This window comes from Wolbachia endosymbiont of Drosophila simulans wHa (assembly GCF_000376605.1).
Lineage (GTDB): Bacteria > Pseudomonadota > Alphaproteobacteria > Rickettsiales > Anaplasmataceae > Wolbachia > Wolbachia pipientis.
Genome location: NC_021089.1, coordinates 1,070,811 through 1,093,707, shown reverse-complemented (window position 1 = coordinate 1,093,707; position 22,897 = coordinate 1,070,811). Strand labels below are relative to the sequence as shown.

Annotated in this window: 23 protein-coding genes and 2 pseudogenes; 13 read left to right on the top strand and 12 right to left on the bottom strand. The window is 33.7% G+C overall.

What is annotated here, in order from left to right; genetic code table 11:
• Positions 1-13: 13 nt before the first annotated feature.
• The 3 genes from purF to WHA_RS04985 are packed head-to-tail and all read right to left on the bottom strand — an operon-like array spanning position 14 to position 4,048.
• Complete coding sequence (gene purF, locus WHA_RS04995; protein ID WP_015589386.1) at positions 14-1,399, bottom strand: amidophosphoribosyltransferase; 1,386 nt, start codon at positions 1,397-1,399, stop codon at positions 14-16.
• Positions 1,400-1,424: 25 nt separating this feature from the next.
• Positions 1,425-2,528 carry a rod shape-determining protein RodA gene (gene rodA / locus WHA_RS04990; protein ID WP_015589385.1) on the bottom strand — a complete coding sequence of 368 codons (1,104 nt, stop codon included), beginning with the start codon at positions 2,526-2,528 and terminating at the stop codon, positions 1,425-1,427.
• Between the two features lie 53 nt (positions 2,529-2,581).
• On the bottom strand, positions 2,582-4,048 hold the full coding sequence (locus WHA_RS04985) for a proton-conducting transporter transmembrane domain-containing protein (protein WP_015589384.1): 1,467 nt from the start codon (positions 4,046-4,048) through the stop codon (positions 2,582-2,584).
• A 64-nt stretch (positions 4,049-4,112) separates the two neighbouring features.
• Between WHA_RS04985 and WHA_RS04980 the strand changes: the two genes are divergently transcribed.
• The 3 genes from WHA_RS04980 (at position 4,113) to virB9 (ending at position 5,853) form a co-directional block, all read left to right on the top strand.
• Positions 4,113-4,427 (top strand): NADH-ubiquinone oxidoreductase subunit NDUFA12 family protein, encoded by a 315-nt coding sequence (locus WHA_RS04980; protein WP_015589383.1) that lies wholly within the window; start codon positions 4,113-4,115, stop codon positions 4,425-4,427.
• A 2-nt stretch (positions 4,428-4,429) separates the two neighbouring features.
• Positions 4,430-4,885 carry an outer membrane lipid asymmetry maintenance protein MlaD gene (gene mlaD / locus WHA_RS04975; RefSeq protein ID WP_007548591.1) on the top strand — a complete coding sequence of 152 codons (456 nt, stop codon included), beginning with the start codon at positions 4,430-4,432 and terminating at the stop codon, positions 4,883-4,885.
• Between the two features lie 185 nt (positions 4,886-5,070).
• Entirely contained in the window at positions 5,071-5,853 is a 783-nt protein-coding gene (virB9, locus tag WHA_RS04970; RefSeq protein ID WP_015589382.1) for a P-type conjugative transfer protein VirB9, read from the top strand.
• A 3-nt stretch (positions 5,854-5,856) separates the two neighbouring features.
• Here the strand turns inward: virB9 and WHA_RS04965 are convergent, their stop codons facing one another.
• The gene (locus tag WHA_RS04965) at positions 5,857-6,453 is read right to left on the bottom strand and encodes a ribonuclease HII (RefSeq protein ID WP_015589381.1); all 597 of its coding nucleotides are present in this window, start codon (positions 6,451-6,453) and stop codon (positions 5,857-5,859) included.
• Between the two features lie 6 nt (positions 6,454-6,459).
• Entirely contained in the window at positions 6,460-7,440 is a 981-nt protein-coding gene (gene mraY, locus WHA_RS04960; protein ID WP_007548592.1) for a phospho-N-acetylmuramoyl-pentapeptide-transferase, read from the bottom strand.
• 222 nt (positions 7,441-7,662) lie between these two features.
• On the opposite strand from mraY, the pseudogene WHA_RS06605 reads away from it, so the two are divergent.
• A pseudogene (locus WHA_RS06605) lies at positions 7,663-8,611 on the top strand (IS5 family transposase).
• Between the two features lie 498 nt (positions 8,612-9,109).
• On the opposite strand, the gene WHA_RS04945 reads toward WHA_RS06605, so the two are convergent.
• From WHA_RS04945 to der, 3 genes are read right to left on the bottom strand one after another with little or no spacing between them, the layout of a single operon-like run.
• The gene (locus WHA_RS04945) at positions 9,110-9,652 is read right to left on the bottom strand and encodes a demethoxyubiquinone hydroxylase family protein (RefSeq protein WP_015589380.1); all 543 of its coding nucleotides are present in this window, start codon (positions 9,650-9,652) and stop codon (positions 9,110-9,112) included.
• Positions 9,627-10,148, bottom strand: coding sequence for a disulfide bond formation protein B (locus WHA_RS04940; protein WP_015589379.1), 522 nt, complete (start codon positions 10,146-10,148; stop codon positions 9,627-9,629). The genes WHA_RS04945 and WHA_RS04940 overlap by 26 nt, the downstream gene beginning before the upstream one ends.
• Positions 10,145-11,470 carry a ribosome biogenesis GTPase Der gene (gene der / locus WHA_RS04935; RefSeq protein WP_015589378.1) on the bottom strand — a complete coding sequence of 442 codons (1,326 nt, stop codon included), beginning with the start codon at positions 11,468-11,470 and terminating at the stop codon, positions 10,145-10,147. The genes WHA_RS04940 and der overlap by 4 nt, the downstream gene beginning before the upstream one ends.
• 131 nt (positions 11,471-11,601) lie before the next feature.
• Between der and WHA_RS04930 the strand changes: the two genes are divergently transcribed.
• Complete coding sequence (locus WHA_RS04930) at positions 11,602-11,811, top strand: hypothetical protein (protein ID WP_015589377.1); 210 nt, start codon at positions 11,602-11,604, stop codon at positions 11,809-11,811.
• 9 nt (positions 11,812-11,820) lie between these two features.
• Here the strand turns inward: WHA_RS04930 and WHA_RS06600 are convergent.
• Positions 11,821-12,964, bottom strand: a pseudogene (locus tag WHA_RS06600) (transposase).
• A 296-nt stretch (positions 12,965-13,260) separates the two neighbouring features.
• Positions 13,261-13,653 (bottom strand): TraR/DksA family transcriptional regulator, encoded by a 393-nt coding sequence (locus tag WHA_RS04915; RefSeq protein ID WP_010963040.1) that lies wholly within the window; start codon positions 13,651-13,653, stop codon positions 13,261-13,263.
• Between the two features lie 106 nt (positions 13,654-13,759).
• Between WHA_RS04915 and WHA_RS04910 the strand changes: the two genes are divergently transcribed.
• A complete protein-coding gene (locus WHA_RS04910) occupies positions 13,760-14,407 on the top strand; it encodes a heme exporter protein CcmB (protein WP_015589376.1) in 648 nt (215 codons plus the stop codon).
• Positions 14,408-14,883: 476 nt separating this feature from the next.
• Here the strand turns inward: WHA_RS04910 and trmB are convergent, their stop codons facing one another.
• Entirely contained in the window at positions 14,884-15,549 is a 666-nt protein-coding gene (gene trmB / locus WHA_RS04905; protein ID WP_012673367.1) for a tRNA (guanosine(46)-N7)-methyltransferase TrmB, read from the bottom strand.
• A 139-nt stretch (positions 15,550-15,688) separates the two neighbouring features.
• Here trmB and WHA_RS04900 point away from each other — a divergent pair, with 139 nt between their 5' ends.
• From WHA_RS04900 to WHA_RS04890, 3 genes are all read left to right on the top strand, one after another.
• Positions 15,689-17,341 (top strand): 30S ribosomal protein S1, encoded by a 1,653-nt coding sequence (locus tag WHA_RS04900; protein ID WP_015589375.1) that lies wholly within the window; start codon positions 15,689-15,691, stop codon positions 17,339-17,341.
• A gap of 29 nt (positions 17,342-17,370) precedes the next feature.
• Positions 17,371-17,649 (top strand): HU family DNA-binding protein, encoded by a 279-nt coding sequence (locus WHA_RS04895; protein ID WP_010963035.1) that lies wholly within the window; start codon positions 17,371-17,373, stop codon positions 17,647-17,649.
• Between the two features lie 72 nt (positions 17,650-17,721).
• Entirely contained in the window at positions 17,722-18,048 is a 327-nt protein-coding gene (locus WHA_RS04890) for a cell division protein ZapA (protein WP_010082086.1), read from the top strand.
• Here WHA_RS04890 and WHA_RS04885 read toward each other — a convergent pair.
• Positions 18,023-18,301: an FAD assembly factor SdhE gene (locus tag WHA_RS04885; protein WP_006279484.1), complete on the bottom strand. Its 279-nt coding sequence runs from the start codon at positions 18,299-18,301 to the stop codon at positions 18,023-18,025. The two genes, WHA_RS04890 and WHA_RS04885, sit on opposite strands and share 26 nt — an antisense overlap.
• A gap of 99 nt (positions 18,302-18,400) precedes the next feature.
• Between WHA_RS04885 and rseP the strand changes: the two genes are divergently transcribed.
• From rseP to fabZ, 4 genes are read left to right on the top strand one after another with little or no spacing between them, the layout of a single operon-like run.
• Complete coding sequence (rseP, locus tag WHA_RS04880) at positions 18,401-19,519, top strand: RIP metalloprotease RseP (protein ID WP_012673365.1); 1,119 nt, start codon at positions 18,401-18,403, stop codon at positions 19,517-19,519.
• An 8-nt stretch (positions 19,520-19,527) separates the two neighbouring features.
• Positions 19,528-21,864: an outer membrane protein assembly factor BamA gene (gene bamA / locus WHA_RS04875; protein WP_015589374.1), complete on the top strand. Its 2,337-nt coding sequence runs from the start codon at positions 19,528-19,530 to the stop codon at positions 21,862-21,864.
• On the top strand, positions 21,865-22,416 hold the full coding sequence (locus WHA_RS04870) for an OmpH/Skp family outer membrane protein (RefSeq protein WP_015589373.1): 552 nt from the start codon (positions 21,865-21,867) through the stop codon (positions 22,414-22,416). It abuts the gene before it with no gap.
• Positions 22,417-22,420: 4 nt separating this feature from the next.
• On the top strand, positions 22,421-22,852 hold the full coding sequence (gene fabZ, locus WHA_RS04865) for a 3-hydroxyacyl-ACP dehydratase FabZ (RefSeq protein ID WP_006279640.1): 432 nt from the start codon (positions 22,421-22,423) through the stop codon (positions 22,850-22,852).
• The last annotated feature ends 45 nt before the right edge of the window (positions 22,853-22,897 follow it).

Below are 22,897 nucleotides of genomic sequence, written 5' to 3'. Positions count from 1 at the left end.
GATCTTACGTAGATTATTTGCCAATCGGATAATCACCAGTGAAACAAGCATCACAATATTGTGGTGTAGCATTGTTACGCACCTCTCCTTTAACAGCCTGATATAGTCCATCAATACTCAAGAAGGCTAGGCTATCTACTCCTATAACTTCCTTAATTTCCTCTACAGATTTATTTGCAGCAATTAAATCTTTGCACTCTGGTGTATCTATTCCATAAAAACAAGAATGCTTAATTGGTGGGCTTGAAATTTTGAGGTGAATCTCTTTTACTCCTGCATCCTTTAGCATAACTATTATATTTGTTAACGTACTACCACGCACTATACTATCATCTATTAAAATTATGTTTTTACCTTTCAAAGTGTGCTTATTAGCATTGAATTTTAATTTTATTCTAACTTTACGTACTTCAGCGGTTGGTTGTATAAAAGTTCTTCCTATGTAATGATTACGAATTATTCCCAGTTCCATAGGTAATCCTGAATGCTTTGCATATCCAATAGCTGCAGGTATTCCAGAATCAGGTATTGGTACAACCATATCTACATTGTTTTTTGGTGGGCTCTCTTCTGCAAGTATTTTTCCTATTTCTTTTCTTATATCATATATGGACCTATTCTCCATTATGCTATCTGGTCTTGAAAAATAAACGTATTCAAAAATACAAAAACTTGATTTTTGCTGTGGGAAAGGAAATGCTGAAGCTAGATTACCATTTCGATCAATGGTGACTAACTCACCTGGTTCTATTTCTCTAACAAACTCTGCATTTACTATATCAAGAGCACAAGTTTCAGATGCAAGAACGTAAGAACCGTTTAACTTTCCTAAAACAAGAGGCCTGATTCCAGACGGATCACGTACTCCAATAACTACTTCTTGATTGATTGCCACAAAAGAATAAGCACCTTGTATTTGCTTTAATGCATATATAAAACTCTCTAAGAAGCTATCTTTTTCACCGCTTGCTGTCAGATGCACTACTACTTCTGTATCAATATCTGACTGAAAAACGCACTCTTGTTTAATTAATTGTTTGCGTATCGGAGAAATATTAATTAAATTACCATTATGTGCTATGGCAAAATCCCCAAATTTGCCACTTTTGCCAAACATGGGCTGCACTCCAAATTTACTACCACTTGTTGAGTATCGAACATGACCTATTGCACAATCTCCAGGTAAGGATTTCTTTATTTCATCTATATCATCAAATACGCTACTCACTTGACCTTGAAAGTGATAAGAGTGCAGCTTATCGTTGTTACTGGTTGCTACGCCAAAAGACTCTTGACCTCTATGCTGCAAAGCGTGGAGAGCAAGTATAGAGTTAAAAGCAGCACTTTGGTTGCAACTTATGCCAAATACCCCACACTCCTCACGCATTTCATCTAGCATAAAAACTATTAAGTAAAGTTTAATTTTACTTTAGCATAGGTAAAATACAAGCATTTTGTTGTTCATCTGCTTTTATTGCCAGCAATAATCCTATGCATATCAAGCTTGCAGCAGTTGTACTTCCTCCATAGGAAAGAAATGGCAATGGGTCGCCTATCACAGGTAAGAGGCCCATTGTCATTCCGATGTTTATAAAAAAATGAGCGCTAAAAAAGGCGAAAATGCCGATAGATAACGACTTAGAAAAATAATTTTTCGACCTATAAGCGATAGAGAAAATTATGCCAAGTAATGAGGTATAAAGCAAAATTAAAGCCATGCTAGCTAAAAAGCCCCACTCCTCACTCAGCACTGCAAAAGCAAAATCTGTACGCTTTTCCGGCAAAAATCCAAGTTGAGTTTGACTTCCGTTAACAAAGCCCTTACCAAGCAAACCTCCTGAACCAATAGCTATCTGAGATTGCTGCGCATTATAACCTATCCCAAGTGGATCCACTGATGAATCCAAAAACGACAATATCCTTTGCTTGTGATAAGGACGTAAAAAAGGCCAAATAGCCGGTACTGCAAAAATGCCAAGCGTTCCACATATTACCGAATGAGATCTTTTTATTATTGCTGTGAATATAATTGATATCCCTATAAATAACATTATCACAGCTGTGCCTAAATTAGGTTGCTTTAACACCAAGAACACGGGTAAGAAAATAATTATAAGTGCCTTAAGCAATATTTTAAATTCCATCATTTTATATACACTCTGCTTATCAAAATAGCGAGCAAGCGCAAGTATTAAGCCTACTTTTGCAAATTCTGATGGCTGCAAACTAATTGATCCAATTCTTATCCACCTTGTTGCACCCATTATGTGTGAGCCAAAAAAATTTACTGCTAATAGCGAAATCGCTGCTGCTATATAAAAAAAGTAGGCGTACTTCAAGTAAAAATCTAGCTCTATGAATGACATAGCTATAGCGAATAGGAAAAAGAAGGAGAATATGACCAGTTGGTGAATCGCAAATGACACCCACTTTCCTCCAGCAGAAGAGTATTGAACAACAATGCCAACGCAAAACAGCGCTATCACGTTAATGACTAACAACCAATGAATCTTCTTCAGCCTATCCACAATAAAGACCTTATAACCTTAAAGTATAGTAAAATATGAAACAAAGATAAAAATCAAAAAACCAACTTCTCAACTACTAACCGAATTGAAGTACTATATATTCCAGTTACTACTGTTAAAGCTGCCATAAACAATAGACAGAAAAGCATAGGAAATGGCACATCATTAATTTTGTCCGGTGTCATTCCAGTGCGTGACGTTGCATCATTTTCAAAATACATTTTCTCTACCATCTTCCACATATATATCAATGCAAGGAAAGAGCCAGCAGCAAATGTTACAAGGGAAATCCACGCATGAGATTCGATAATTGCTTTCATTATATACCACTTGCTTATAAAGCCATTTGTTAAAGGCATACCGATTAATGCTAAACTGAATAGAGTGAACGCAAGTGCTGTATAAGGCATTGATTTCTTGAGTCCCGATAAATTCTCTATTTTTGTTGTATCAAATTTGTAAGAAATACATCCTGCAGCCATAAATAAAGATGTTTTTATTATGCTGTGGTTTACTATGTGAAGAATTGCTGCAAATACACCTGTTTTTGAGTTAAAACTCAGTGCTAAAATTATATAACCAATTTGGCTAATACTAGAGTGAGCAAGCAGTCTTTTTATGTCTTTTGCGGTTATTGCAAATATCGACCCAAATACAATAGCGCAAAGTGCGAGGATAATTATCACATTGTCCAGTAGCGGCTTAAACAAGAAAAAATTTTGATGAAAAACAGTATAAAAGATTCTGATGAAAACATATATCATCACTTTTGTCACTGTGCCTGAAAAGAATATGCTAATGAAACTTGGCGCCTCACTATATGCATTAACCAGCCACCTGCTTAATGGAAACAGTGCCATTTTGATTGAGAGACCAACAAAAATGAACAACGTGCCAAGTTTTATGATGTTGTTATCGTATAATGGAACTATTCTTTCAGCCATGTCAGACATATTGAGCGTTCCAGTCATTGAATACAAGAGCCCGATGCCAAATAAATAAAATGTTGCACCTATTGTTCCACTAATTAGACATTCAAATGCTGCAACCAAGGCTTTTTTATCCCTTCCCATTGAAACTAATACATAAGAAGAAAGAGATGAAATTTCCAAGAAAACGTAAAGGTTAAATATGTCGTTTGTTACTAGAATCCCGAGCAGTCCGCTTAAGCACAGTAGAAATAGAGAGTAAAAACCAGTGATTTTGTTTTTGCTAATCTCTTTTTCGTTAATATAAAAGCTATAAAGCACACTAATCAGCGCTATAAAATTCACTAGGGTTAGAATTAAGGAATTTAACACGTCGATTCTTAACTCTATTCCATACGGAGGAGCCCAATTTCCAAGGTGATAAGTTATAATTTCACCTTTATATGTTTTAATGAGTAGTATTGATGAAATGATAAGAGTGATTGTTGTTGCAATAAAAGAAATAAACCAAGATACCTTGTGTTTCTTGGCAAGAAAGCAAAACATTGATGCAATTATTGGGATAATAACTTGTAAGATTGGTAATTGCATTAAATTGTTGTTAATATATCGTTAAAGTATTAGTATATATAATACTTTTTGTTTTAATACCCTTATGTTATCTAAAATTTGTAATGCAATAAAACGCCTATTACGAAGAGAAGATAAATTTGTAGGAAGAGATGAAAATGGAAATTCTTACTATGAATCAAGTAAAGGAAAAAGGTGGGTTATGTATAGCAGTGTTTCTGAGCCTACAACAGTGCCTCCGGAATGGCATATATGGCTTCACTATACTGATAATGTAGTACCAGTTAATAATAAAAAAAGAAAAGTAAAACATACTTCTAATTTAACGGGTACAAAAGATGCATACTATCCAAACCAAAAAGTGAAAAATTACTATAAAAGCTGGAGTCCTGATAACTAAAGATGCGAAGGTCAAATATACTTGAAATAACCGCTGGATTATTTGTATTAATTTTTACTATTTTTCTGATTTTCTTTGCTATTGATAAGCTATCTTACATAAAGAAAAACTATAAGGATTGCTATAAAATATATGGTCTTTTTGCTAACGCTAACGGTATAGGAGTTGGTGATAGTGTCAAGATCTCTGGTGTAGATGTTGGAAGCATAACTGGTGTATCACTTGACAAAGCTACCTACGTAGCACGAATCGATATGTGTATAAGCAAAGACATAAAATTGCCAATTGATAGTTCAGCTCTGATCACTAGCAGTGGAGTTGTTGGCAGTAAATTTGTTAATATATCACCTGGATCAGATATTAAACTAATCTTGCATGGTGGTAAAATAGAGTATACTCAAGCTGAAGCAAACATGGGTGGAATAATGGACAGAATTCTTGGTATGTTTACGAAGTGAAAATGGCAGGATTCCAAGTGTACCCGTTCAGGTGAAGCCTCCTGTAGTTCTAAAGTATTTAAGGAGTTTACCTTATTTCTTGCCTTTTCTACCGCTTGCTTTGGGGTTTATAGTATAGAAAGTGCCTTAACAGTTGCAGTGCATGTCTATTAATGATAAAATGAAGATTAATTCATTTTGATATTATGATTGGTTTACTGTTTGCCGTACTATTGTTCCTCTGTGGTAGTGATGCACTTGCAAAACAGGAGCCACGTTCAATAGCTGGAGATAATCACATAAAGGTAATAAATTATAACCCACAGGCTATACATAAGTATACGGGTTTTTATGGTTATCAGTCCAGTATATTGTTTGAACCAGGGGAGATAATACAAAACCTTTCAATGGGTGATTCAACTGGTTGGCAACTTCTTCCTCAAGGTAACAGATTGTTTATTAAGCCCATAGATGATATTGCTGATACTAATGCAACTATAATTACCAATAAAAGAGTTTATTACTTTGAACTTCATGCTGAAGAAGCAACTGGACTAGATGATCCAAGATTAGCATATGAAGTAAGGTTTCTTTATCCACTATTTAGCAGTGATGAGATTTACACAACAAATAACGGTGATATCTTCGAACAAGCTAGTCATACCATTATTCCTGATATCAATGATATTGAAGTTGTAAAGAAGGGATTAAATTTTAATTATTCCATCTCGCACGTCAAAGGTAGTCAGTCAATAATACCAATTAAGGTTTTTGATGACGGAAAATTTACATATCTACAATTCAATAAAATAAACTCTGATTTTCCGGCAGTTTTTATGGTTGATTCTGCAGGATATGAGTCTTTAGTAAATTTCCGTACAGTTGATAACTACCTGATAATCGAAAGGGTAAGTTCAGTGTTTACCTTAAGGAATGGATCGAGTACAGTTTGCCTATTTAATGAAACCATACCTTTCAAAAAAGGGTAAAGGCTATAATGCCCGAGATATGGGTGCAAAATTTTTTCTATGATGTTCTGTAATTCCATAAAGGCCAATAGCGTTAAGGTGCTCTTTTGTCCCATATCCTTTATTTTTATACCAATTATATTCAGGATGCTTATTGTGCAATTCTTGCATAAGCCGATCTCTCGTAACTTTTGCAACGATTGAAGCTGCTGCAATTGATGTACTCAAATTATCACCATTTACTATGGATTTCACTTGCCATTTCACTTCAGGTGGTTGATTACCATCAACTAGCACATAATCTAATTCTAGGTCCAAGTCTATCAACGCACGTTTCATTGAAAGTTTTGTTGCTTGCAAGATATTGTATGAATTTATTTCTTCTACGCTTGCCATTCCTATACCAAATTTTGCAACGGATATTATTTTTTCATATAGGACTTGCCTACATTGAGGAGTCAACTTTTTCGAGTCGTTGATTCCATCAATAATTGTATTTCTATCAATAAACACTACGGCTGCGGATATTACTGGACCAGCTAGCGGACCTCTTCCAACTTCATCCACTCCTGCTATCACTCCTGATAATTTATTTTCTAATGTAAAGTCTGGGTATTTCATAGGTTTTTATAATAAGAAAGTTATAGTAAAAACTGAACAGATAATAGAAATTATCCAAAATTTCATAACGATTACATTTTCTGACCATCCCTTCTTTTCAAAGTGATGATGCATTGGTGCCATAAGGAAAACTCTTTTTCCTTCTCCATATTTAAACTTTGTATATTTAAAATATGATATCTGAATAATAACAGATAGAGTCTCTATTACAAAAATTATTCCAATAACGGCAAAAAGCATTTCTCTTTTAATTAGGACACTAGTTAACCCTAAGGCTGCGCCTACCGACAAGCTACCAACATCACCCATAAATATTTTTGCTGGATGTGTGTTAAACCACAAGAAACTTAGAATAGCTCCTATAAATGCAATGCAGAATAAAGTAATATTCATATCTGCTTGAGTTATATATGCAATTAGCCCCAAAAAAGCAAAGGAAGTGATGACTTGAGTTGCAGCAAGGCCATCCAAACCATCTGTGAGATTCACAGCATTAGAAGAGCCGACAATTACAAACGCAGCAAACGGAACATATAGATAGCCAAAATCTATTATTACTCCTTTAAATAGGGACGTTTTTGTAAAACATTCAGCAGAGTATAGCTTAAGTATAAACACACCAACCAGAGCAACAATAAACTGAATAAGTATTTTGGTTTTTGCACTTAAACCTCGATAGTGATTTGTCTTCAATTTTAAATAATCATCAATAAATCCAAGTAGAGCAAAAAATAGAGTTATCAATATCAGCAGCAAAATTTCTGGTGTTAACTGAACCCAGAGTAAAATTGGTAATAAAGAAGAAGTCAGTATTATTATTCCGCCCATAGGTGGTACATTCTTTTTTGTTATTAAATGACTTTCTGGTCCACATGATCTAATTGGTTGCCCATCTTTGCTTATTTTTTTTAGAAGCTTTATAAAATAGGGAAAAAGAATAAACCCAAAAACAAATGAGGTAAAAAATACTTTTGTAGCTAAGATCATCTGCTTACTTAAATTGACTGAGTGTCATACCACCTATAGCTAATAAAGTCAATTTCTGTCATCCTATAGCCTGACCCACAACTGTACGAACATTGTGATTTGGGCCCATCAGTAGGGTGTCATCCCAGTCTGGAATGGCTTTGTTGCATCGCTCAAGTGAAAAGAACTGGCAGTTACTGACAAAATTCATTATAAATAGCCATTTAACTGTTGAAGAAAAATATGCCACAAAAAATGAGAGTCAGTAACTGCCATGAATATAACAAATTTCTCCAAGAAAGAGGAAGCATTTTTTGTTATATCAATGACGCCATAGAAAATTGGTACGAGAATTGTCCAAAAATGCAGGGCGGCAACTATATTTATAGTGATAAAGTTGTGATTTTGGTGCATATAATCGTCAGTTTCTTTAGAATTGGTTTAAGACAAACAGTCGGGTTTATAAAAGGGTATTTGCAACAAATAGGAAGAGATTTGGCAGTTATCAGCTATTCACAAGCATCAAGAAGGTTTAAGAAACTTAATATTAAGATAAATGATTGCAGAAAATAATATGGAAGATATCGAAATTGCTATAGACAGTACAGGAATTAGTATATACAACAACACTCCTGGTCACAGCAAGGAAAATAGCACTGACAGAAAATATCGTGGCTATGAGCAAACGAGAAAATTGCACGTAATGTTGAATATAAACAACAAAAAAGCCATAGCTGTAAAATACAGTAACGGTGTCTACTCTGATCACTATGGAGCTTGTGATTTGCTAAAAGAAGTTGATTTTCAGCATGCCATAAAAGCACTATATGCAGATAGAGCATGTGATAGGCACAAGTTTTATAAGTTGTGTAACGAATATGATATAAAGACAAAAATTCCACCAATAAACAATGCGGCAGAACATCCAGAAACAGATTATATGTCTGACAGGAATGCTGCTATTAGGTTAATAAAATTATACGGTGAAGATGGCATGAAAGAATGGAAAAAAGAAGTAAATTATGGGAAAAGATCTTATATTGAAGGGTTTTTCTCAAGATTAAAGCAAATATTCGGATTTAGTTTTAGGAATAAATCTGAGATAAATCGAGAAAAAGAACTGCTAATCAAATGCTATTTGCTTAATAAATTCACTGATATTGGTATGGCTAAATTTGAGATAGTTACATGAATTTACCATAAATCACCATCTCATAAAGTGTGATGCAACAAAGCCGTCTGGAATCCACAACTGTACGAACGTTGTAGTTTGGACCACCAGTGGGGTGTCATCCCAGTGCCCAGACACTGGTTCTATGCAACTTAATTAAAAACGTTTGTTTTAGTGTAAGACAATTACCTTTAGCTTATCAGCTCAGTTATAAGCAAAATTTCTGGATTCCAGACTGGAATGACACCATTTGCTGTGCAATTTACCTTCAAAAATGAATGTTCGTACAGTTGTGAACCTGTGGCAGGTATTACATAAGAGCATTTCCCTCTTCTAAATTAAAACGCACTTTTGCCTCCTTTGCAGTCTATACTTTAGATGTATTTAATTTACAAATACTAATTATTTATTAATAATGGTGATATGTAAATATAGTTATAAAATAATTGTTACACTTGAATTCCTTCCTGGTTTCTGTTGTTATCAGAACATTTAAAACACTTTAAGAAAGCTGCTTAGTTAAATTAACTTAGACAAGTAAATAGCAGTTTTGCAGCCTGTTTTTATGAATGATGATAAAATGTTGTAGCCAAATGCGCTTTCAGCATTGTGCTGAATTGCAATATCTTTGTGCTCTAACTCCTCGTCGCGAAATTTACTTATAGTTTCTCTTAATTCCCCATCTTCTAAATGTGAAACTTGCTCTTTGTAGTGCTCCCCGATAACTTCTTCAACTGCAGCAGTGCAAGCCATAGCAGCTTTTTTGCCCATAATGGCAGTTGCAACGCCAAGCGACACTCCTAAAACACGCCAAACAGGCAACAAAACAGTAGGACGAACTTTTTGCTCTTTGATTTTCTCATTAAAATAGTGAAAATGCTTTTTTTCCTGCTCTTCCATTTCAATTATTTCATTGATTATAGAAGATTTCTTAAGAATAAATTTTTGACCAGAATAAATGCAAATAGCTCCATATTCTCCAGCGTGATCTATTCTAATTGCCTGTTGCAAGAACTGATTGTTGCTGTACCTTAAATTATTTAGATTTCTTTCTTTCTCCACAATACACCTTACCTGATACGAACAGAGCTACTATGAGATAAATTAGATTCCATGTTGCTAAGGAAACACCTAGAACGTAATGAGGTCTGTCACAAGATGGAGAGTAATTAGGATTTAGTAGATTATTTCTGAGCTCTTCTATACTAACGTTACCACTTGCTTGCTCTGTACAACCTAAAACATCATGAAATAAGTGGAGTTCAAGACCTATATGATAAAAAGATATTACTGCACCTATGAGGTAGCTGCAAAACATTGCATAGATTAGAATTTTGTTGTCTTTAAGCATGCACGCTACTGCAAGTAATCCGGCGATATAGTAAACTATTCGCTCGTATGTACATAACTTGCATGGCAGCATGTTGAAAAAATATTCTAGCACATATGCAAAAATTAGAGCAGCGGCACTCGACAGCAGAAAGATTGCAGGAATTCTGGAATTATTACACATAACTTTAAGTAAATTATCCCTGAAAGTATAAAGCAGAGTATTCATTTTACATAGGGATTTTTATTTTTTTTCAAAAGCAATCTAACTGGCACACCGTCTGCAAAGAAATTTTTTCTGAGATCGTTAATTAAATAGCGTTTGTAACTTTCATCAACACTTTCAGGTATGTTACATATCAAAGAAAAAGCTGGAGGTTTAGTACCAATTTGAGCGATATACTTCATTTTAACTGCTTTGCCTTTTACAAGAGGGTGAGAATGTTTTCCTACAGCATCTATGAGCCACTTATTCAGTTTTGCAGTGCTGATCTTCTTGTTCAAGGATTCACTCACTTCAAGACACTTATCTATCACATCACCGCAGCGCATGCCTTTTAACGCAGAAATTGTTATAGTTGGCACTTCCAAGAATAACCTGGTTACTTCCTGTTGTTTGACAAATTTTATTAACCTGCTTCTGTCATCCTTACCTATTAAATCCCACTTATTTAAAACAACAATAATCCCTTTCCCTCCCTTAATTGCAGCTTCACCAATTGATAAATCCTGCTGCTCAATACCAACTAGGGAGTCTAGCATTAAAACTACCACATGAGAGCGCTTGATTGATTCCATGCTTTTCTCAACAAATCTTGATTCTAAGCCATCTACAACATTCGCCTTTCTGCGGATTCCGGCAGTGTCAATTAGAGTAATTAACTCTCCATCATGATCATATGTAATATCCACAGAATCACGTGTGGTACCTGGCTCTGAACTTGTTATTAGTCTGTTTTCTGCAAGTAAACCATTTAAAAAAGTTGATTTTCCAACATTCGGACGGCCGATGATCGCGATCCTCAGCCTACTCAGTTCATTGTTAGGTAACTCAGTGTTCTCGTTAAAATTTTCAATAACACCAGCTAATGCATCATAAAGATCAACCATGCCAAGATTATGCTCGGCAGAGATATACACCGGGCCAAGAAAATCAAAAAACTGCAAATAATCAACATTTTCGGATTTATGACTCTCGCATTTATTTGCTACTAGTATTACAGGTTTATTTATTTTTCTCTTCAGCCACTTTGCAAACTCTTCATTTCGCTCATTTTGCACTTTTGCATCAACAAGAAAGAAAATTATGTTTGAATTGGATAAAGAAAATTCGATTTGTTCAATAACTTGTAGTGAAAAATTAGTTTGGTCGTTCCATCCTCCTGTATCTATAATTTTAAACTCCAAATCGCTAATTCTCCCCATTCCCTCTCGCCTATCCCTTGTCACTCCTGGAATGTTACTCACTACTGCTGCTTTTCTTCCTACTAATCTGTTGAATAGGGTCGATTTTCCAGCATTTGGTAGGCCTACTATGGCGATTTTTAGCATAATTCAAGGGCATGTTCTATATGAAGTAAATTATAACCGAAACTTTTCAATTTAACTATTGACTTCGTAGATTATATAAGCATACTACAGTTAGAATTTTTTTATTTCGTTATGTAAAATATGGGGTAGTTATGCTAGTGTCAGAGCAAATAGAGAGTGTAGATAGAGAAGAATTAAAGCAACAAAATCATATACATAAAGATACAGAGTGTTCGGAAGAGACGACAATATATGGGCATATTAATCAACATATGGAAAAAAACATCTCAAATACATTGCATGAAATATATGATGCTCTTATGTCATATAACGAATCGGAACAGTCAATGACGTCAACTTAAGAACTTTCATTAGCAAACTCTCCTAAAGACATGATGGCGTTTAGGCTTATCTACTTTATTGCGGCTGTCCCGGTCGGATTTTAACTTTAGCGCGTATACTTAAAAAGGGCTTGAAAGTTTTTTGGCGCAATAAGTACCTGATAGAGTTTCTGCCTCATTACACCAAATAAAACTGAAAAATTTAAACGATACTCAGTAATTTGATCTGGGTTCCAAGGCCCTTGTGCATCACATATATGAAGCGATAATATATTGCACATGACCAAGTTTGCCCAAAATTCTTGTAATACAGCCTCTCCAGAAAAATTCTCTAACTCTGCTCCTACTTTGAGTCGTTTATAGCACTCCTCTATGTGCCACCTTAACACATAAGCTTTGCTCCAAAGTCTCGGTCAAAAACTCTGTTTCTCAGTTGGCTAATGTCAGCACTATAACTCTTACTTTCTGTCCTTTCATTTTATTTTTTAGCTTTTCATTTTCTAATATAAAATCAAAATCTAATTCGCCAGCGTTCCCATAGCTTACTATAATTTCTTTTTTGCAAGCGAAAAATAAAATCTACTTCCAAATCATAATGCTGCTGAATGAATTTTACTGAAGACGATCATAGATAAATAATAATTTCTCTTGATTTAATAAACGCATTTGAGTGATAACTTCGGGTAATTGCTCTGCCGCCAACGTTTGTTCACCTATATTCCAAGCTGCAAGACGAGCACTACAAATTAGCGAAGTACACAAATCAACAAACAAATTGCCAATGGTGCCTGTTGTTCCATTTGGTTCAAACTCGGATACAATTTCCCCAGAGCTGGGTAATCTCATACCAGAACCATCTGCTGCAATAAGTCTATAGCCTCTCCAACTCAGGTTCATCCTGATAGGCTGTTTGGATGCTTAAATTCTTGAAAGCCTGTATGGCAAATCTTATACCTTGCTTTAGAAAAAGCTTGCTTTGAGGGTACATGTCAATGGCTCCATAAGTTCACATTCTATTCCCAAACTTTTTTTAACTAACTTTAAAATCATAGAAAATACTGTCGAAAAAGGAAGTTTTCTTGTTCGTGTAAAACTCAACACAATGGATTTTCTGAAAAGTTTTCGAGTATATTATATTTTTAATTTGTAGAATAAGGTTTTTTCCTTTTTGCATATTTCACCTAAAAAGGACACATTTTAGACTTCTTTGTTGAAATAAAACAGAAACAAAAGTGCTGTCCCTTGCACTCTTTGGATAATTTAATGATAAAAAATTTAGAGAGAAATTTTATACACTATCGCTGATATTTTTCCTTAAGTTGACGCCATTGCCTGAACGGATACAACTTAATTTTTAATCTGCAGGAGTCAAGTTGAGAATGTCCAATTTTCCACTTTCTTTATAGCATAACATACTTCAGCGCCTCTTGCTCCTCTTGAAGTCCAATGGGCTCACCACTTATGTGTAAATTAATCGTTAATGTTGTACACGTTCTTTTCTTTTTCTACTCTCTCTTGCTCTTCAATACAATATATAGCAAGCGGATTAGCTTTAAGTCTTTCGACTCCTATTTCTTCTCCTGTTCCATCGCAGTAACCATAAGTGCCTAATTTTATTTTTTCTAACGCCTCCTTAATTTTTTCTTTTCTATCTTTTCGACGCTTGATTAATTCCTCGTTTCCACTATCTTCATCAGAATAGTATGTATCAATACTATTATCTTCTAGTTCTTGTTTCTCTAACTCAGCGAGTATTGATTGTAACTTTAAGCTGAAGTATTCCAGTTGTTTTACGCTCATATATTCTTCATCTTCTGAAGGAGTGTAATCTTCTGGTGACTTTATTTTTGGTAACTTTTCCATAATTGCATTATCAAAAAAATAATAAAACCTATATAATTTATGAACAAAAAATTATACTACCTCAAAGTAAACACTATAATTTATAATAAACATTTAAAAGCCTAGTATGATCGACTCAGTAAAAAAATTAGTAATAGATGATAAGAACTTTACCTATATAGTATGTATTTTTATCATAATGTTAAGTTTATCTTCATTTACACTTAAAAACAACAATAAACAAGAAGTTATGTTAACATTAACATGGATATGTGCTACATTTGTTTTGCAGATTTCTACAAATAATTTGTTTACATCTGATTATCATGATGGAATATTAGAGCAAATCTTTGTACAGCCACTCTCTTCTAGGCTTATAGTTGCTTATAAAATTTTCGCTCACTGGTTATTATTTGGGTTACCGATTTCAGTAATTTCTTCCATATTCAGCTTTGCAATTCTAGGCAATAGTATTGAACACTCAATAGCAGTTGGAGTGTCTTTATTATTTAATACGCTGATAATCACTAATATTTCAGCTACTGGAAATGCATTGATGATTGGTCAAAACAACTTAGCATCAGGAGTATCGCAAATTCTTGTTTTGCCAATGATAATGCCAACCTTTGTGTATTTTAAAATGCTAACTCAATTTGAAAATTTATCCTTGAATATTTATACACTACTAATCACCATCTTAGTTTTTGTTATTTTGATTGTTAACAGCACTGTAACTACTCACATGGCACTAAAATTTGCTGTGGAACAGGATTGAAAAATCTTACTGTTATTCAGTAGACTTCTTGCATAACCTAGAAAAAAGGCAAATAGTTATTATAGATTTAGGTTTATCGACAATTTGAAAAACCTTCATTTCAGCATCCTTCCCTGTCATCCAAGTAGCCCTTCGTTGTTATCCCAGTGTCAAAAACTGGGATAACAGCTAACCTGACAACCGTCATCCCGCTACTTGTTAGCGGCTAAGAGATACCGTGACGGTATGACGGTTCGCGGTGGCATGACGATAAGCCTCATCATCCCGCTACTTGTTAGCGCCGCGGCGGTATGACGATTCGCAGCGGCATGACGAGAAAGGGGCTACTTGGACGATACCTTTTTTCTACTTAGTTTGGGTTATGCAAGAAGTCTATTCCTTCATAAGGAGAAGTAGTTAAAGGAATTTACTCTATTTCTCCCTCTTTTTTTATTATTTTTAATCTATAGTTAACGTAAAAGAGATATGCAAAAACTCTATTGATCCATAGTCTGCAAATTATTAATAACACTTACTTTAAAGAACCTCACTTTACGCTGATCTTTGAGCGCTCTTCTGTGGTATTTTGTAAGAGTATAACTTGTGAAATCGTCTTCCCTATAGATTAAAGAGTTACACTGCTTTATATGTGATGCTATCCACTCTGCATAGTCCTGATGATCGGTTGCAATGAATATTTCCCCTGTTATAAGTATTTTTTTTGCTAATAAATTTAAAAATTCCGTATTAATTAATCGTCTTTTATTGTGACTTCTTTTTGGCCATGGATCTGGAAAGAGAATAAAGAATCTTTCAACACTGTTATCAGGAAAATTTGCAATCAATTCTCTTGCATCTTCTGTCCACATTAAAATATTTTTTATGTTCTGTATTTCTATGTTTGTCAGCAAGCGAGAAACCCCCTTTAAGTAGGGCTCACATCCTATAAATAATAGATCAGGTTCATTGAGCACCTGGTAAAGCATATTTTCACCGTTGCCAAAGCCTATTTCTACCCATATTCTTTTTTGTGAATTTACAATTTTCTCTATAGATTCCTTGCTGTTTTGAATAGAATATTTTTCCAATATTTCATCAACATCAGGTTTTAGCCTGGACCTTCTGGAGAACGATCTAATCCACTTGCTATTCTTAAATAGCATATTCTTGATACATATATAATTTTCTCACTATATTTTATATAGCTTAAACAATTCTCGAAATGAGTTAATGAAAAATTACTTGTCAATAATTGTTAATATTATATAATATATGAGTTCTAATAAAGTTTAAGTTAAAGGTATGAATAATAATAATCCAGTCGTAAATCTACCGGTTACTATCAGAAAGCTATCATCAAACAAATTTATAGAAGAGATATGTCAAGGCCAATTTGAGGATCAAGATAATACCTTGTTTGAAGATTCTTTTGTTAACAAAATTAAAGAAGGAGATGTGGTAGAAGGTGTAATTACAAGAATAAACCCTAACGACGTTGTGGTTGATATTGGTTTAAAATCTGACGGGAGAATTCTGATCAAGGAACTCGGTTGTAATGATGAGGTCATTATTGGCTCGAAAATCAGAGTTTATGTGGAAAGAATTGAAGATTATCATGGTAATGTTGTTCTTAGTCGTGAAAAAGCAATTAGGGACGAAAAATGGAATAAGTTGGAAGAAGATACAGTTACAAGGGCTGAAGTAAGCGGAGTTATTAAACGCTCAATTAAATGTGGCTTTATTGTTGATCTTGGTGACGGAATAAGCGCTTTTTTACCGCTGAGTCATGTGGATTTGAAGCAAGTAAAAGATGCGAAGCACCTTATTGAAACTGAACAAAAGTTCATCGTGCTTAAAATGGATAAGAAGCAGGGCAATATTGTAGTATCAAGAAAGCTGGTGTTAGAAAAATTGCACGCTGGTGAAAAAATTAAATTTTTAGAATCTTTAAATGAAGGCGATATAATAGAAGGGAAAATAAAAAGTATCACTCATTACGGTGTATTTGTCGGTATTCATGAATCAGATGTAGTGGGAGTTATAGATGGATTGTTACATATTACAGATATCTCTTGGAGTAGGGTAAGTCATCCGTCTGCAGTTTTTACTTGTGGTCAGACTATAAAAGTTAAAATTATAAAAATAGATAAGGAAAATGCTAAAATTTCCTTGGGTGTGAAGCAGCTAGAAGATAGCCCTTGGCAAGATGCAGAGTCAAAATATCCAGTTGATAGTGTGAATAAGGGTTATGTAACAAGCATAGAAGATTATGGATTATTTGTTGAGCTTAGACCTGGAATTGAAGGTTTAGTGCACTCGTCAGAAATAACTTGGGTTAAGAGTAATTTACCAGTTAGTAGTCTCGTAACAAGGGGACAAGAAGTATATGTAAAAATTCTCAGTATTGACATTGCTAAGAGTAGGATGAGTTTAAGCATGAAAAGGTGTGTAGACAACCCTTGGCAAGTATTTATCAATAAATATCCTCCTGGTTCTATTGTTTCTGGTGAAGTGAAGAATAATACCGGCTCATATGTATCTGTTGCTTTCGGTGATTCTGAAATAGATGAGAACGTAGAAGGGACAATATATGTGAAAGATTTTAGTTGGTCTAAAAATGGTTCAGATGAGATAAAGAAGTATAATGTAGGTGATAAAATAGAAGCAAAAGTAATAAGGGCTAACGTGAATCGGGCAAGAACTTATCTTGGAATAAAACAAATAGAGTATGATCCTCTTGAAGAACTGATAAAGAAAGTTAAGGTAGGTGATAAAATACAGGTTATTGTAGGTAAGAGAGAAGATAATGGACTAGTCGTTGAAGTTGAGAACGATGTAACCCTTCTAATAGATCAAGAGCATTTACCAGAGAATAAAAAATTCTCTATATCAGAAAAAATAGAAGTTGAAGTATTGGGTGTTGAAGAATATAACATAGCATTATCTGCTAAGTGATAAGGTTTACTTATTTTGGCTTCATATAAATGGCAACAAAGTCTGATATAATAGCGAGGGTAGCAAAAAGACATCCTTTTTTAGATAAGATTGTTATAGCAGCTATAGTTGATAGATTTTTTGGGATACTTTCAAGCACATTGAAACATCATAATAGAGTTGAAATTAGGGGGTTTGGTTCTTTTTCAGTTAGAAGTTATAACTTGAAAGAAACAAGCCATTTAATGTTACAGAAGTTTACAAAGAATCAATACTTTAAAACATATTTTCGTAGCAGTAAAAAATTATCTGATTTGATAAATGAATAAAAATTTATACCATAAATAAGATGAAAGTAGGGGTTTGAGTTTATACTGTACGATAGAAATTTTTAGCACCATATGCAAGTAGTAGAAATAGTTATACGTAATAACACATATAAAATATCTTGCGAAAGTGGGAAGGGGAATCATTTATTACGCCTTGCTAATAGTTTTGACAAGTTAGTTAGTTCTGTATCTCAAAAAACTGGAGGTAAGGGTTCGGATGCATTAAATTTCTTACTTGCAGCACTAATTCTTGAGGATAAAATTTTAGAATTAACAAAGCGATTAGATGAAGTAAATCAAGAGCGCGAAAAGTATAGAAACGAGAAAAGAATAGAATATACTGAGGTACTAGATAAGGTAAATAAGATTATCACTAATCTTGAGTGCATAAAGGATTAGCTTCAATAAAGCAAGCAATTAAATTGACTATCTGACTATTCAAGCCAGGAGGGAGGTTTGTCTTACGAGTTATGTAACAATATAATTCGTAATCATCAAGATCAACTATTTTTTCGTATTCGATTAGTTCGCTTAAGGAAAATTTATCAAGATATTTCAATGCGAAATGCCCTAAAAGTATATCGGTTTCTTTGCAACCCCTATGCCAGCTTCTATATATTAATTTTCTTCTGAGTAGTGAGGTATCTGTCATTACAATTAAACTTTTTTTAATTTAAAAGTTAAACTAAATACTTGTCAAGCGAGGCGCATTTTAATATACTTAACATTTTGTTAAGATCTAAATATACAGGTGGAATTAATTTCTAATCTTATCCATCAATTTAGCGATGGAATATATTATTTTTTATCATTTTCTTTAATAATTTCTGTCATAGTATTCGTGCATGAATATGGGCATTATGTTGTTGCCAAAGCATGCAAAGTTAAAGTTGAATCTTTTTCCATAGGTTTTGGTCCTGAAATTTTTGGTTTTAACGATAAGTCTGGAACTAGATGGAAATTAAGCGCTGTTCCATTGGGTGGTTATGTTAAAATGCTAGGAGATACTAATGCAGCGAGTGTCCCAGCTGATCAACAAGAATTAACGGAAGAAGAAAAATTGTATTCATTTCATACAAAACCGCGTCATAAAAAAGCAGCAGTAGTTTTTGCAGGGCCTTTTGCAAACATGGTATTTGCTGTTATAGCTTTTACAATATTCTTTAGCATAGCAGGTTATTATCGCACTCCACCGGTGATTGAAAATGTAATCGAAGGTAGTGCAGCTAAGCAAGCTGGTTTGTTGCCAGGTGACACTATTACACAAATCAATGAGCATAAAATAAAATACTTTGAAGATATTTCACGTGTGATAATGTCGAATCCTAAAACAAGAATGGAGATTGAGTATAGCAGAAATAATGAGAAGCACAGGACCAGTTTAACTCCATTAATAATCAAGGACAAAGACGTTTTTGGCAACACAATAGAAAGAGAAACTATAGGGATTATTTCAGTCAATACATTAAAGCAGTCGTCTTTTCTTGGGGCTGTGAGCTTATCAGTAAGTGAAACTTACCACACTATGTGCTTAACGATCAAAGCTCTCTTTCACATTATTGTTGGTAAAAGGAGTATCAATGAAATAGGTGGACCAATAAAAATCGCAAAATATTCAGGACAATCAGCTAAAAAGGGATTTATTATGGTTCTATATTTTATGGCAATCATTTCAGCTAATTTAGCTGCAATTAACTTGCTGCCAATACCACTGCTAGATGGTGGGCATTTATTTCATTATATCATAGAAGCGGTTATACGTAGGGATTTAAGCTTGAAATGTCAAAAATATGCAGCTATTTTTGGTGCTTTAGTGTTGTTTTTGCTTATGGCAACTGGAATGTCAAATGATATTAGGGATCTTTTTTGAAATAAAATATGAAAAAGCTATTTTATATACTGGTAGTGGTTTTTATTTCTTTTCCTGCCCTGCTTGTTGCTTTAGGAACTGCAGAAAAAGTGCAGGTGAAAGATGTCAAATGTATTGGTAATGAGAGGGTAAGCAACCAGACAATAGGGTTCTATATAAAACTAAAATCTGGTGATTATATAAACGACGATGATATAGACTCAATTATAAAAGATCTATATAAAACAAAGTTATTTGCTAGTGTTAATGCTTACATAGATGATAAAAAAAATTTGGTAATAAAAATTCAAGAAAATCCACTAATTAACAAGATAATATTAAAGGGTAATAAGTTATTTAATAGCAAAGAGTTACTAAATAATGTGATTCAGTCAAAATCGCTAACTATTTTCACTGAAACAAAATTGCAAAACGATTTAATGAATTTAATCACTACTTATAGAAATAACGGTAAGGTTGGCGTTAAAATTGAATATGAGTTGGAGAAGCTCGATAGTAATAGGGTCAATCTAATTTTCAAAATAAAAGAAGGCAAAACCTCTAAAATTAAGGATATAAGATTTATAGGCAATAAAAACTTTTCTGAAAATGAGCTAGAGCAAGTTATTAAAAGACATAGTAATGACATATTTAGTAAGTTATTTAGAGCCATTTTTAAAGGCGAAAATCATTATTCACCGCAATATCTATTGATTAACACAGAATTGCTCGATCGTTTTTATTCGTCTAAGGGATATATTCAAAATAATATTCAACCAATTGTTGAGGTTGATAATAACAATCAAACAGAGTTAACTTTTTTGATTGACGAAGGACAGCAGTATTTGTTTGGAAATAATGAGGTTAATATTGAAACTGAAATTCAGGATTTGAGCCTAAAAGAAGAAATATTGGATTTTATAACAGAGGAAAACGATAAGATATTTAATAGAGTTAAAATTAATAATACAGTAGAAAAAATAAACAAATATTTAAATGAAAAAGGATATATATTTGCAAAAGTTAATCCAGAGTATGCACAACGTGACAACGTTGTAGATGTAACCTACAGAGTGCTGCCGGGTAAAAAGATTTATATAAATCAAATTACAATTGATGGTAACGATCGCACTTTAGATAAAGTGATCAGAAGTAAGCTAAGTGTAGCAGAAGGTGATGCGTACAATATATCTGAGATTCAAAAGTCACGTAAAAAACTAATGAGTAGTGATTTTTTTGAAACAGTGAAAGTAAATAGTTACGCAGTTAATGACAATACAGTAAATCTTGACTTAAATGTTAAAGAAAAAAACACTACTTCGTTGTATTTGGGAGGCGGTGTGTCTCTTCCTGGTGGAGCATTGATTAAAATTGACCTCAAAGACCGTAATTTATTTGGTACTGGAAAAGAGCTCTCTTTTGCTCTTGAAAAAAGTCAATACGTATTTTCTACTGATTTAGAGTTTGTTGAAAATAATTTTAATGATTCTGATACGTCACTAGGTGTAGACGTATTTTACGAAAAACAAGATAAGCCAAACACTACTTTTGATAGTTGCGATATGGGATTTTTTACAAAGTTATCATATAAAGTCACAGAGAACTTAACTAATTCCCTTCGCTATTCTTATAAGTATAATCATATACACATGGATAATAAGGGTGGACAAGACACCGATATCTCTGAAATAATACTGGACCGAAAAGGTGAACATCAGATTTCATCAGTGGGATACACGTTGGCACATAATAAACTGGATAACCTCTATACTCCAAAAGAAGGGTATTTACTGCGCTTAAGTCAGGATATTTCAGGATTGGGAGGAAACGTGAATTTCCTAAAATCTGAATTCTTATCTTTTTATACGCACCCTATATTAAGCAAAATTGACGATGATATAACTCTACGCTTTAAGATGGCGGCAGGTCATATTTTTTCTTATACTGATGAAAATCTAAACATTGGCCAGCACTTTTTTAAAGGGGGTAATGAGATTAGAGGGTTTGACCTTTCCGGTATTGGACCAAGAGCAGAAGACAAAAATAAAAGCTCATTAGGAGGCAAAACTTATTTTAATCTAACACAGCAAGTGGATTTTCCTCTACCAAAACTATATGACTATGCTGGTATCAAAGGCTCACTATTTGTTGACTATGCGACACTTTTTGGCTTAGATGATAAAAATAAGAAGTATGAAGGGAAATACTATGATAGCAAGCTTGTGAGAGTGTCACCAGGTTTTGGCTTTTCAATGCTTTCTCCTTTTGGTAGACTTAGATTGGATTTCGGGTTTCCTTTAGTAAAGGAATCTTATGATATAATACCATCACCAAATGTTAAATTTTCTATTGAAGCGGGGATTTGAATGAAATATATACAGTTATTTATATCAGTTATTGCCTTAATTATTTCCTTATTTGTGGGGTATAAGTTTGTAGGATATCAACCTCAGAACACAAAGGCTGCCATTATTGATAGTGATAAAGTTATCAATGAATCTCTTGCTCTGCAAAACATACAACAACAAATAAAGGAGCAGAATTCTAGATTACAACAAGAATTTGAAAGTGAGTTAGAAAAACTTAAGACATCAAAAGAAGAATTTGAACTTTTGTCAGAAGAAGCAAAAAAAGAAAAGACAGAACAGTTTAATAAGCACACTGTAAATACTAGAGATAATTACGCTAAAAAAATGTTACATTTAGAAGAAAGCTATAGAGACGCAGTAGAGAGTGTTTTTAACAAGATAAAAGAAGTCGCTAAAAAAACGGCAGAAAAAAACAACATAGATTTGGTACTATTTATTTCAAAAAAGAACCAAGTTTTATACTCCATGGATGAAGTTGATTTATCAGATGTGGTATTAAACAATATAAACAAGAAAATACCTGAATTTGCTTTGAAAGGCATTGAGTAGGCTTATGCAATTTAATATCAGTGATATTATAAAAATATTACCACATTCTTATCCGTTTCTCTTAGTAGATAGAGTTATAGAGTGTGATCCTGGTAAAAGTATAAAAGCAATCAAAAATGTGACTTTCAATGAGCCATTTTTTATTGGCCACTTCCCTGGTCATCCGATAATGCCAGGAGTCTTGATAATTGAATCTCTAGCTCAGGCATCTGCTATATGTGTTCTAGGTAAAGAAACAATAGAAAATAAAGTTGTTTACTTGAGATCCATTGAAAATGCAAAATTCAGAAAGCCAGTTACTCCAGGGGACACATTGATTCTTCAAGCTAACATTCAAAGTGTGTGTTTAGGTGTACACAAATTTAGGTGTATTGCATCTGTTAGCGAAGAAAAAGTTGCAGAAGCAACAATCTCAGCAGTATTGCAAAATAAATAAAATCTTCATCTGTAAGAAACAGCATGTACACTGTATAGTATAGCA